General features: G+C 73.6%; 9 protein-coding genes. 4 read left to right on the top strand and 5 right to left on the bottom strand.

Features of this window, described 5'->3' with window-relative positions; all coding sequences use genetic code 11:
• Positions 1 to 13: 13 nt before the first annotated feature.
• From DAE25_RS11995 to kdgD, 3 genes are read right to left on the bottom strand one after another with little or no spacing between them, the layout of a single operon-like run.
• Positions 14 to 1,339: an enolase C-terminal domain-like protein gene (locus DAE25_RS11995; RefSeq protein ID WP_107766444.1), complete on the bottom strand. Its 1,326-nt coding sequence runs from the start codon at positions 1,337 to 1,339 to the stop codon at positions 14 to 16.
• Complete coding sequence (locus DAE25_RS11990; RefSeq protein ID WP_107766443.1) at positions 1,336 to 2,862, bottom strand: aldehyde dehydrogenase (NADP(+)); 1,527 nt, start codon at positions 2,860 to 2,862, stop codon at positions 1,336 to 1,338. The genes DAE25_RS11995 and DAE25_RS11990 overlap by 4 nt, the downstream gene beginning before the upstream one ends.
• 52 nt (positions 2,863 to 2,914) lie before the next feature.
• Entirely contained in the window at positions 2,915 to 3,829 is a 915-nt protein-coding gene (gene kdgD, locus DAE25_RS11985) for a 5-dehydro-4-deoxyglucarate dehydratase (RefSeq protein ID WP_107766442.1), read from the bottom strand.
• Between the two features lie 271 nt (positions 3,830 to 4,100).
• Here kdgD and DAE25_RS11980 point away from each other — a divergent pair, with 271 nt between their 5' ends.
• Positions 4,101 to 5,756: an FAD-dependent oxidoreductase gene (locus tag DAE25_RS11980; RefSeq protein WP_107766441.1), complete on the top strand. Its 1,656-nt coding sequence runs from the start codon at positions 4,101 to 4,103 to the stop codon at positions 5,754 to 5,756.
• A complete protein-coding gene (locus DAE25_RS11975; protein ID WP_107766440.1) occupies positions 5,756 to 7,141 on the top strand; it encodes a sensor histidine kinase in 1,386 nt (461 codons plus the stop codon). The genes DAE25_RS11980 and DAE25_RS11975 overlap by 1 nt, the downstream gene beginning before the upstream one ends.
• Here the strand turns inward: DAE25_RS11975 and DAE25_RS11970 are convergent.
• Positions 7,124 to 8,089 (bottom strand): sensor histidine kinase, encoded by a 966-nt coding sequence (locus DAE25_RS11970; RefSeq protein ID WP_159083697.1) that lies wholly within the window; start codon positions 8,087 to 8,089, stop codon positions 7,124 to 7,126. The two genes, DAE25_RS11975 and DAE25_RS11970, sit on opposite strands and share 18 nt — an antisense overlap.
• Before the next feature lie 182 nt (positions 8,090 to 8,271).
• Between DAE25_RS11970 and DAE25_RS11965 the strand changes: the two genes are divergently transcribed.
• A complete protein-coding gene (locus DAE25_RS11965; RefSeq protein ID WP_107766438.1) occupies positions 8,272 to 9,690 on the top strand; it encodes an amidase family protein in 1,419 nt (472 codons plus the stop codon).
• 76 nt (positions 9,691 to 9,766) lie between these two features.
• Here DAE25_RS11965 and DAE25_RS11960 read toward each other — a convergent pair whose 3' ends face one another.
• Complete coding sequence (locus tag DAE25_RS11960; protein ID WP_056886861.1) at positions 9,767 to 9,970, bottom strand: cold-shock protein; 204 nt, start codon at positions 9,968 to 9,970, stop codon at positions 9,767 to 9,769.
• A gap of 242 nt (positions 9,971 to 10,212) precedes the next feature.
• Here DAE25_RS11960 and DAE25_RS11955 point away from each other — a divergent pair, with 242 nt between their 5' ends.
• Positions 10,213 to 11,856 carry an ABC-F family ATP-binding cassette domain-containing protein gene (locus DAE25_RS11955; RefSeq protein WP_107766437.1) on the top strand — a complete coding sequence of 548 codons (1,644 nt, stop codon included), beginning with the start codon at positions 10,213 to 10,215 and terminating at the stop codon, positions 11,854 to 11,856.
• Positions 11,857 to 11,981: the final 125 nt, after the last annotated feature.

The following is an 11,981-nucleotide window of genomic DNA, read 5'->3' as shown; positions in this document are numbered from 1 at the left end:
GTCGGCGCACCGGTCAGCGCACCAGGCAGGGACGCTTGGGGTCGAAGCTCCAGTCCGGCACGAGGTACTGCATCGCCATGGCGTCGTCGCGCGCGCCGAGCCCGTGCTCGAGGTAGAGCGCGTGCGCCTCGGCGAGGCGGTCGCGGTCCAGCACGACCCCGAGGCCGGGGGCCTCCGGCACGGCGATGTGCCCGTCGACGATCTCCGGCGGGGACTGGGTCAGGCCCTGTCCGTCCTGCCAGATCCAGTGCGTGTCCAGGGCCGTGATCTCCCCCGGCGCCGCGGCGCCGACCTGGGTGAACATCGCCAACGAGACGTCGAAGTGGTTGTTGGAGTGCGAGCCCCAGGTCAGGCCGAAGTCGTGGGACAGCTGCGCCACCCGGACCGAGCCGGCCATCGTCCAGAAGTGCGGGTCGGCGAGCGGGATGTCGACCGCGTTGGTCCGCACGGCGTCGGCCATCTGCCGCCAGTCGGTGGCGACCATGTTGGTGGCCGTGCGCAGGCCGGTACGCCGCTTGAACTCGGCCATCACCTCGCGCCCGGAGAAACCGCCCTCGGCGCCGCAGGGGTCCTCGGCGTACGCGAGCACGTCGTCCTTGCCCTGCAGCAGGCGGACGGCCTCGTCGAGCAGCCACCCGCCGTTGGGGTCGAGGGTGATCCGCGCGTCGGGGAAGCGCTGGTGCAGCGCGGTGACCGCGGCGACCTCCTCCTCGCCGGGGAGCACGCCGCCCTTGAGCTTGAAGTCGCTGAAGCCGTACCGCGCCTGGGCGGCCTCGGCCAGGCGTACGACGCCCTCGGGCGTCATCGCCTCCTCGCGGCGTACACGCGTCCAGGCGTCCACGCCGTCGGGCTCGCGGAGGTAGGGCAGGTCGGTGCGGTCGGGGTCTCCGACGTAGAAGAGGTAGCCCAGCATCGGCACGCGGGTGCGCTGCTGGCCGTCGCCGAGCAGCTCGGCGACCGGGACGCCGAGGGCTTGGCCGGACAGGTCGAGCAGCGCCGACTCGAGCGCGGTGACCGCGTGGATGGTCGTGCGCAGGTCGAAGGTCTGGAGGCCACGACCACCGGCGTCGCGGTCGGCGTACCGGGTCGCGACCTGGCGCAGCAGGGTGCGGAAGCGCGCCACCGGCTCACCGACGAGCATCGCGGCGGCGTCGGCGATGGTGCTGCGGATGGCCTCGCCGCCCGGCACCTCACCGAGGCCCTCGCGGCCCTCGGAGTCGGTGACGACCACGATGTTGCGGGTGAAGAACGGGCCGTGGGCGCCGCTCAGGTTGAGCAGCATCGAGTCGTGCCCGGCGACCGGGACGACGTCGACCTTGGCGATGGTGGCAGCACTCATGCTTCCAGCGTCCCGTCGACGCGGCGGGTCAGTCCCCACGGGTTGTCGTCGCGCAGGGCGTCGGGCAGGAGGTCGGCGGGGACGTCCTGGTAGGCGACCGGGCGCTGGAACCGCTCGATCGCGAGGCTGCCGACGCTGGTGGTGCGGCTGTCGGAGGTCGCGGGGAACGGGCCGCCGTGGACCATCGCGTGGCCCACCTCGACGCCGGTCGGCCAGCCGTTGAAGAGGATGCGACCGGCCTTGAGCTCCAGCACCGGCAGCAGCTTGGCGGCGTCGGCGCTGTCGGCGGCGGTCGCGTGGACCGTGGCGGTGAGCTGGCCCTCGAGGTCGGCGAGCCGCGGGAGCAGGCCGTCGACGTCGTCGTAGCGGACCACGACGCCGGAGGCACCGAAGACCTCGTGCGCGACGGCGCTGTCGGCCTGGGCCAGCAGCTCGACCGGCGCCTCGGACACGACCGGGGCGGGGGCGTGCTCGCCGCCGTCGGCGCCCCGGCCGACGCGGCGTACGCCGTCGGTGTCCTCGAGCGCCTGCGTGCCGGAGGTGTACGCCGCGGCGATGCCGGGCGTGAGCATCCGCTGGCCGGTGGCCTCCGCGACGGCGGCGGCGGTGGCCGCGAGGAAGGCGTCACCGGCCTCGCCGGACGGCAGGAAGAGCAGGCCGGGGTTGGTGCAGAACTGGCCGGCCCCGAGGGTGAGCGAGCCGACGTAGGCCTGGGCGAACGCCGTCGTGTCGGCCTCGGCGAGCGCGCCGGGCAGGACGACGACCGGGTTGATCGAGGACATCTCGGCGTAGACGGGGATGGGCACGGCGCGCTTGGAGGCCGTCTCGACGAGGGCGAGGCCGCCGGCGCGGGAGCCGGTGAAGCCGACCGCGGTGATGCGCGGGTCCTGCACGAGGGCCTGGCCGAGCTCGATCCCGCTCCGGCCGTCGGCGGCCAGCAGGAAGGAGAAGGTGCCGGCGTGCAGCCCCTGCGACTCGACGGCGCGTGCGATCGCGCTGGCCACGAGCACACCGGCGCGCGGGTGGGCCGGGTGTCCCTTGACCACGACGGGGCAGCCGGCGGCCAGCGCGGACGCGGTGTCGCCACCGGCGGTGGAGAAGGCGAGCGGGAAGTTGCTGGCGCCGAAGACGGCGACCGGGCCGAGCGGGACCATCCGCTGGCGGATGTCCGAGCGGGGCAACGGCGCCCGGTCGGGCATGGCGGGGTCGATGCGGACGCCGAGGTGGTCGCCCTGGCGGACGACGCCGGCGAACATCCGCAGCTGGCCGGTGGTGCGGCCGACCTCACCGGTGATGCGGGCCAGCGGCAGGCTGCTCTCCGCCACGGCCGCCTCGATGATCGAGTCCTTGTCGGCCTCGATCTCGGCGGCGACCGCCTCGAGGAAGTCCGCGCGCCGGGCGGGACTGGTGGCGCGGTACGACGCGAACGCCTCGGCGGCGGCGGTGGTCGCGGCCTCGACGTCGGCGGTGTCCGCCGGCGTGCCGGCGATGATCGAGCGGGCCTGCTCAGCAGTGCTGGTCATGCGTTCCTCTCAAGCGGGGGCGTGCGGCGTACGTCGTCTCGACCGTACGTCGTCAGGAGATGCGGTCGATCAGGTCCTTGAGCTCGGCGACCTCGTCCTCACGCAGGTCGGTGAGCGGCGGCCGGACCGGCCCGGCCGGGCGACCGATGGCGGCCAGGCCGCCCTTGACGATCGACACGGCGTAGCCCTGGGTGCGGTCGCGGATGTCGAGGTAGGGCAGCACGAACTCCTCGAGCCGGCGGTAGACCTCGTCGCGGTCCTGGGCGACGACGGCGTCGTAGAACTCGATGGCCCACTGCGGCACGAAGTTGAAGAGCGCGCTGGAGTAGGTGCTCACGCCGAGCTGGAGCAGCGGCAGCGCGAAGGTCTCCGCGGTCGGCAGCCCCCCGACGTACATGAGGCGGTCGCCGACGCGGGCGTAGGTGCGGGTCATCTGCTCGATGGAGCCGACGCCGTCCTTGAAGCCGATCATCGTCGGGTTGCGGTCGGCGAGGACCGCGACGGCCTCGTCGCGCAGCACGGCGTTGGCGCGGCTGTAGACGACGACGCCGAGGTCGGTCGCCTCACAGACCCGGCTGACGTGCTCGACGAGCCCGGCCTGGCTGGCCTCGGTGAGGTAGGGCGGCATGAGCAGCAGGCCGTCGGCGCCGGCGGCCCGGGCGGCCTTCGCCTGGACGATGGCGTTGGCGGTGCTGCCCGTGGCGGGCGCGAGGACGGGGACGGCGCCCGCGACCTCGTGCACGGCGCTGCGGACGACCTGGTCGGTCTCCTCCAGCGTCAGCGAGAAGCCCTCGCCCGTGCCACCCGCGGCGAAGAGCCCGGCGACGGGGTACTGCGCGAGCCACGCGAGGTGCTTGCGGTAGCCCGCCTCGTCGAAGGACAGGTCGTCGGCGAAGTGGGTCACCGGGAACGACAGCAGGCCGCTCTTGAGCTGGGCGGCCAGGTCTGTCGGGCTGTACTCGGTCACGGCGGGTCCTTCTCGTCGTCGCGGGGGCTACCGGAAGTGGCTAGCGGGAACGCCGGCTCCTCGCCGGTCCCATCACGCTAGGGCGCTGCGACGATGCCTGTCCAAGCCCGAATTTGTATCCGGCGATGCGTCCACGGCATCCACGGCGACCCCGGGCGGTCGTCTCCCGAGAACTGGGGAAAGGACCGCCCGCCGGCACGCATCGGGCGGGGCGTGACGACAGGGTGAGCGTCGGAGGAGTGCGGCGTCCCGCCAGCCGGGGAGGAGATCGATGGCCAAGCCAGCCATCCTCGCGGTCGACGACGACCCGGCCGTCGTCGCGGCCGTGGTGCGCGACCTGCGGACCCGCTACGGCGAGGACCACCGGGTGCTGCGGGCGACGTCGGGCGCCGAGGCGCTCGAGATCCTGGCCGACCTCGTCCTCAAGGACCGCCCCGTCGCCGCGGTCGTCACCGACCAGCGGATGCCGGGGATGACGGGCATCGAGGTGCTGCGGGAGGTGCGGCAGCAGGCGCCCGACGCCAAGCTGGTGCTGCTGACGGCGTACGCCGACACGGACGTCGCCATCCGCGCGATCAACGACATCGCCCTCGACTACTACCTGATGAAGCCGTGGGACCCGCCCGAGGACCGGCTCTACCCGGTGCTCGACGAGCTGCTGCGTGACTGGGCCCACGCCCACCCCGACCGCGAGTCCGAGGTGCGGGTGGTGGGCCACCGCTGGTCGGAGCGCACCCACGACGTCAAGTCCTTCCTCGCCCACAACCACGTCCCCTACCGCTGGCTGGAGGTGGACCAGAGCGAGGAGGCGACCCGCCTCCTCGACCTGGCGGAGGCAGGCGTCGACGACCTGCCGGTGGTGGCGCTGCCCGACGGTGTCGCCCTCCGGTCCCCCACCACCGTCGAGCTGGCCGACGCCCTCGGCCTGCGCACCCGGGCCGAGCGGCCCCTCTACGACCTCTGCATCGTCGGCGCCGGCCCCGCCGGTCTCGCCGCCGCCGTGTACGCCGCGTCCGAGGGGCTCCAGACGGTGGTCGTCGAGCGGGACGCCCCGGGCGGCCAGGCCGGGCAGAGCGCGTCCATCGAGAACTACCTCGGCTTCCCCAAGGGGCTGTCCGGCGCGGACCTCACGCACCGAGCGGTGGCGCAGGCCGCCCGGTTCGGCGCCGAGATGGTGCTGGCCCGCGACGTGGTCGGCTTCCAGACGCGCGGTCCGGTGCGGGCCGTGCTCCTCGACGGCTCCACCGACATCGAGGCCCGGGCGGTGCTCGTGGCCAGCGGCGTCTCCTACCGCCGCCTCGAGGCCCCGGGCGTCGACGACGTCGTCGGGCGCGGCATCTACTACGGCGCGAGCGCCAGCGAGGCGAGCCAGACCCGCGGCGAGGACGTGTACGTCGTCGGGGCGGCCAACTCCGCCGGCCAGGCGGCGCTCAACTTCGCCCGCTACGCCAAGCGCGTGGTCCTCGTCGTCCGCGGCGCCTCCCTCGAGGCCTCGATGTCGCATTACCTCGTCAGCCGCATCCTCACCACCCCCACCATCGAGGTCCGGCTGCGGACCGAGGTCGTCGGCGCCCGGGGAGACGGCCACCTCGAGGCGGTCACCCTGGCCGACCGGGACTCCGGCACCGCGGAGGAGGTCGAGACCGGCTGGCTGTTCGTCTTCATCGGCGCGGCCCCGCGCACGGACTGGCTGGGCGACGCCGTGGCCCGCGACGGTCGCGGCTTCGTGCTCACCGGTCCCGAGCTGCCCCCGGGCCCGCAGGTCGGCTGGGCGCTGGAGCGCGCGCCGTACGCCCTGGAGACGAGCGTGCCCGGCGTCTTCGCCGCCGGCGACGTCCGCCTCGACAGCATGAAGCGGGTCGCCTCCGCCGTCGGCGAGGGCGCGATGTCGGTCTACCTCGTCCACCGCTACCTGGCGACGACCTGATGCTGTACGACGAGCTCCGCGCCCTCTCCCTGCTCGACGGGTTCACCGACGAGCAGGTCGCCGAGCTGACCGGGTCGGGCGATGAGGTGACCGTCGCTGCGGGTGAGCACCTCTTCGACGAGGGGCGTCCGGCCGACGACTGGTGGGTGCTGCTCGAGGGCCACATCGACCTGGTCCGCCGCATCGGCCACGAGGAGGCGGTGATGGCGTCGATGACCGTGCCGGGCCAGTGGGCCGGGGGCTTCCGCGCCTGGGACGAGCACGGGGTCTACATGGGCAGCGGCCGGGCCATCGCACCGAGCCGGGTCTTCCGGCTGACCGCCGAGGCGCTGGGCTCGCACGGCGAGGCGTGGTTCCCCTTCGCCGTCCACCTGCTGCGCGGCCTGATCGGGACGGCGCGGCGCATCGAGCACAACGCCCGCCAGCGTGAGGCCCTGGTCGCGCTCGGCACCCTGGCGGCCGGTCTCGCGCACGAGATCAACAACCCCGCGTCTGCCGCGGTGCGGTCGGTGGGTGCGCTCGGGGAGAGCAGCGACCACCTCCTCGAGTCGCTGCACCGGCTGGCGGCGGAGCAGATCACCGCCTCGCAGTTCGTGGCGCTCGACATGCTGCGGCGGACGATCGAGCAGGCCACGGAGCCGACCGGCGTCGCGCTGGCCGACCGCGAGGACGAGCTCTCGACCTGGCTGGTCGACCACGACCTCGACCGGGACTGGGTGATCGCCCCCGCCCTCGCCGGCGCCGGCGCCGACCTCGCCTGGTGCGAGCAGGCGGCCGCGGCGCTGGAGGGTCCCGCCCTCCAGGCCGGGCTGGAGTGGGTGGCCAGCGCGGTGACGATGGCCTCGCTGATCAGCGAGGCGCAGGACGCGACGCGGCGCATCTCCGACCTCGTCTCCGCGGTGAAGTCCTACTCGCAGCTCGACCGCGCGACGGTCCAGGAGGTCAAGGTGACCGACGGCCTCGAGAGCACCCTGATCATGCTGGGCCACAAGCTGCGCGAGGGCGTCACCGTGCGCCGCGAGTACGCCGACGACCTGCCACTCGTCGTCGCCTCCCCCGGTGAGCTCAACCAGGTGTGGACCAACCTCGTCGACAACGCCGTCGACGCGATGGCGGGCGGCGGCACCCTGACGGTCCGGACGTACGCCGACGAGCACGCCGTCGTCGTCGAGATCGCGGACACCGGGCCGGGCATGACCCCGGACGTGGCCGCACACGCCTTCGAGCCGTTCTTCACCACCAAGGAGGTCGGCCGGGGCACCGGCCTGGGGCTCGACATCTCGCGGCGGATCGTCGTCGAGCGGCACGGCGGGGAGATCACGGTCGACCCGGCTCCCGGCGACACCGTGGTGCGGGTGCGCCTGCCGCTACGACCGTCGGGCTGAGGCCTGCCGGCGTCCGTTGGAGCGGGCGGCCGTGCGCGTGTGGAGCCGGACGTGGGTGCCGGACGAGTCGGTGCCGACGTCCACGGCCGCGCAGAGCTGCCGCGCCAGCCACAGTCCGTAGCCGTGGTCGGACGGCTGGGCCGGGGGCAGCAGTCCCACGAGCGGGTCGACCAGTCCCCGACCGCTGTCGTGCACGTGGCAGACCCAGGTGGCCCCCGCCTCGTACACGTGGAGTCGCGCGGGCGGCTGACCGTGCAGGAGTGCGTTCGTGAGCACCTCGGTGACCGCCAGCGCCATGTCGTCGACCCTGCAGGGATCGATCCCGAGCTCGGCGCCCCGGGCGCGCACCAGCCGGCGCGCGCTCGACACGTCTGCCGGGGACGAGCAGTCGAGGGTGGTGGCCTCCGGTGGGGGCGGCACCACGGCGGCCAGCACGGCGAGCAGGTCGGACGGGTCGTCGAAGCGCGCGTCGGGTGTCAGCACGCCGCCCGCGAGCACCACGCCGTGCGTGTGCTCCGCGATGTCCAGCAGGTGCGCCGGCAGCGAGCCGGCGTCGTAGGGGCACAGCAGGTCGACGTCGTGCCCGGCGAAGACGAGGTTGATCGCCGCCTCGAGACGGCGGTAGTCGACCAGCTCGGCGGGGGTCCGCCCGGACAGCGTCTGCTCGGCGACGACGCACGAGCGGACGCCGGGCGAGGTGGCGGCGAAGTCGAGCATGACGCGGTAGACGTTCCACTGCGGCGTGTAGGCGACGGTGTCCTCGACGAAGGTCACCTCGTCGGCGTCCCGGCCCAGCGCCGAGCGCAGCTGGTCCACCCGGCGCGCGGGCGCCATGACCAGGCCGCGGTGGCCGCGCTCGAGCCCGTCACGGAGGAAGCCGCCGGCCTCGGTCGCGTAGTGCCGGGCGCCGTCGTAGAACAGGCTGGAGTGCGTGGCGGGGACGGTCATGACGTCGACCTCGGACTCGTCGGACGGCCGCCGTCTCGGGAGAGCACGCACGAGTGCATCCCGGGCTCGGGCGAGCCCAGGATCAGAACGGTGCCGCAGGAGCCCGGGCTCACTCCCGCACTGTAGGTCAGGAACCCGCCACGGGCTACAGGTTCGTCGACACCGTCGGGCAGACTCTGGCGATGACCGCGTCGACAGCCGCCAGCGCCCGCGTGGCGGTCGAGGAGCTCCTCGAGCGGATCGACGTCGTCGAGCCCGGGATCAACGCGATCTGCACGCTGCACCCGGACGCACTGGCACAGGCGGACCGGCTCGACGCCGAGGCCGCCGACCGGGGCCCCCGGAGCCCGCTCCACGGTCGGGCCGTGCTCGTCAAGGACAACATCGACACCCACGACCTGGCGACCACGGCCGGATCGCTGGCGCTGGCCGATGCACCGCCGCCGAGCCGGGACGCGGCCCTCGTGCAGCGACTGCGCGCCGCCGGGATGATCGTGCTGGGCAAGACGAACCTCTCCGAGTGGGCCAACATCCGCGACGAGTCGTCGACGTCGGGGTGGAGCGCCTTCGGCGGGCTCACCCGCAACCCCTACGGGCTGAACCGGTCCGCGGGGGGCTCCAGCTCCGGCAGCGGCGCCGCGGTCGCGGCCGGCCTCGCCCCCCTCGCCGTGGGCACCGAGACCGACGGCTCGATCAGCTGTCCGGCGGCGTTCAACGGATGCGTGGGGATCAAGCCGACCGTGGGGACCGTGCCCACCGCGGGCGTCGTGCCGATCTCACCCTCCCAGGACTCGCCCGGACCGATGGCCAGGACCGTCCGGGACGCGGCGGCCCTGCTCACGGTGCTCGCTGCGGACGGCACCGACTACGCCGGGCACGCCGTGACGGGCCGACTGGCCGGCACCCGCGTGGGCGTGCCACGCGCGACGTACTGGGGCTACTCCCCGCACGCCGACGCCGCGGCCGAGCGGGCGCTGGGCCTGCTCGCCGCCGCGGGGGCCACGATCGTCGACGACACCGACCTGCCGGCGTACGACGACGAGGTCGCGGACGACGAGCTGCTGGTGCTGCTGGCGGAGTTCCGTGCGGGGGTCGCGGACTACCTCGCGACCCGCCCCGGTGACGTGCCCCGCACGTTGGAGGAGATCGTGGCCTTCAACCGTGAGCACGCCGCGACCGAGCTGGCCCACTTCGGCCAGGGGCTCTTCGAGCAGGCACTGGCCGGCCCGCTCGCCGGCAGCCCCGAGCACCGCGCGGCGCGGGCGAGGGGGGTCGCAGCCACGCGGACCGGCGGGATCGACCGGGTGCTGCGCGAGCACCGTCTGGACGCGCTGGTGACGCCGTCCTACCCACCCGCGAACCCCATCGACCTCGTCAACGCCGAGCACCTCGCCGGCGCCTGCACCGGTCCGACCGCGATCGCGGGCTACCCCCTGGTCACGGTGCCCACCGAGCTCGCCGCGGGCCTGCCGGTGGCCGTGTCGTTCTGGGGCACCGCCGGCAGCGAGGGCCGGCTGATCGAGATCGCCCATGCGTACGAGGTGGCGCGGGACCGGTCCAGTGGCCCTCTCGCCGCCCCCACGTTCCCCGCGTTCGTCTGAGGACCCCGGACCACCTCACGGCGCCCGGACGCACGAAGGGCCCCGACCGCATGCGGTCGGGGCCCTTCGGGTGAGATCAGGAGACGCGAACGTTCTCGGCCTGGGGACCCTTGGGGCCCTGCGCCAGGTCGAACTCGACCTTCTGGTTCTCGTCGAGCGACTTGTAGCCGCCGGACTGGATCGCGGAGAAGTGGACGAACACGTCCTCGCCGCCGCCGTCCTGGGCGATGAAGCCGAAGCCCTTTTCGGCGTTGAACCACTTGACGGTGCCTGAAGCCATGATCTGTTCCTTTGTTTCGTCGGGGGGCAGTGTGCCCCTCGAGGCGCTGAAGACATCCACCTGTGCTGATGTCCAGCGAACCGAAAACCAGGAGTACAAGATACGAGCCGCACCATCGTGGGCGGCCAGGACGGCTTGCGGCCGACCCTTCAACACGACCCACGATAGGGCATCGGGTGCGTGATCGGGATTCGGCGGCACCTGCCCGGTCCCGGACGGGACCCGTGACTAGGCTCCACCGGGTGAACGCCACCCTCGTCGCGAAGGACCTGTCCGGCGGGCACGGTCACCGGGTCCTCTTCGAGGGACTCGACCTGACGGTCGCCCCGGGTGACGTGATCGGCGTCGTGGGGGCCAACGGTGCCGGCAAGTCGACCCTGCTGTCCCTGCTCGGTGGGGTGGCCCAGCCGATGGCCGGGTCGGTCGGCTGTGCGCCGCGGGACGCGTTCGTCGGTCTGCTCCCCCAGGAGCACGAGCGCGTGCCGGGCGAGACGGTCGCGCACTACCTCGCGCGGCGTACGGGCGCGGCCGAGGCGACCGCGGCGATGGAGGCCGCCGCCGCGGCGCTCGGCTCGGACGAGCCGGGGGTCGACGACGCCTACGCGGTCGCGTTCGACCGCTGGATGGCGAGCGGTGCCGCCGACCTCGACGACCGGATGCCACCGGTGCTCGCCGACCTCGGGCTCGACGTCGGCCCCGAGGCGTTGATGACCGCCCTGTCCGGCGGCCAGGCCGCACGGGTGGCGCTGGCCGCGCTGCTGCTCAGCCGCTTCGACGTCGTCCTGCTCGACGAGCCGACCAACGACCTCGATCTCGACGGCCTCGCGCGGCTGGAGTCCTTCGTGCAGGGCCTGCGCGGGGGCGTGGTGCTGGTCTCGCACGACCGGGAGTTCCTCGCCCGCTGCGTCACCCGGATCGTCGAGCTCGACCTGGCCCAGGGCCAGGTCTCGGTCTACGACGGCGGGTACGACGCCTTCCTCGAGGAGCGCGCCGTCGCCCGGCGCCATGCCCGGGAGGCCTACGAGCAGTACGCCGGCACCCGTGCCGACCTCGTGCAGCGGGCTCGCACCCAGCGCGAGTGGAGCTCGCAGGGCGTGCGCAACGCGATGAAGAAGAGCCCCGACAACGACAAGATCCGGCGCAAGGCCGCCACCGAGTCCTCCGAGAAGCAGGCCCAGAAGGTGCGCCAGATGGAGTCGCGGATCGCCCGGCTCGACGAGGTCGAGGAGCCGCGCAAGGAGTGGGTCCTGCAGTTCGACATCGCCGCCGCCCCGCGGTCCAGCGAGGTGGTCGCCACCCTCAACGAGGCGACGCGCCACCTCGGCGACTTCCGGCTCGGCCCCGTCTCCGTGCAGGTCAACGCCGGCGACCGGATCGGCATCACCGGTCCCAACGGAGCGGGCAAGACGACGCTGCTCGGGCTGCTGCTGGGCGACACGGACCCCGACAGCGGCTCCGCGTCGCTGGGCGCCTCGGTCGCCGTCGGCGTCATCGACCAGGCCCGCACCGGCCTCGACGACGCGCTGCCCCTCGGGGACGCCTTCGAGGTCGCCGTGCCGGAGATGACGCAGGCCGAGGTGCGCACGCTCCTCGCGAAGTTCGGGCTCAAGGCCGACCAGGTCACCAGCGAGGTCGGGCGCCTGTCCCCGGGCGAGCGCACCCGCGCGGCCATGGCGCTGCTGCAGGCACGGGGGGTCAACCTGCTCGTCCTGGACGAGCCCACCAACCACCTCGACGTGCCGGCCATCGAGCAGCTCGAGCAGGCGCTGGCGTCGTACGACGGGGCGCTGCTGCTGGTCTCCCACGACCGCCGCCTGCTCGAGAACGTCCGGCTGGACCAGCGCTGGGACGTCGCCGCGGGACGCGTCGTCGTACGGCACACCTGACCCGGACGTGGCTGCTCCCTCCCCCGAGGTCGTAGTACCAAAGTGCCATTGCCCCCCGATCGGCGCGCGACGACCGTGGAGACGATCTGTCGCGACCGCTCCGTCCTCCGGGATCGCCGGCGTCG

This window comes from Nocardioides terrigena (assembly GCF_003047265.1).
GTDB lineage: Bacteria > Actinomycetota > Actinomycetes > Propionibacteriales > Nocardioidaceae > Nocardioides > Nocardioides terrigena.
The sequence above is the reverse complement of the archived record's forward strand: the minus strand, read 5'-3'. Positions and strand labels throughout refer to the sequence as shown.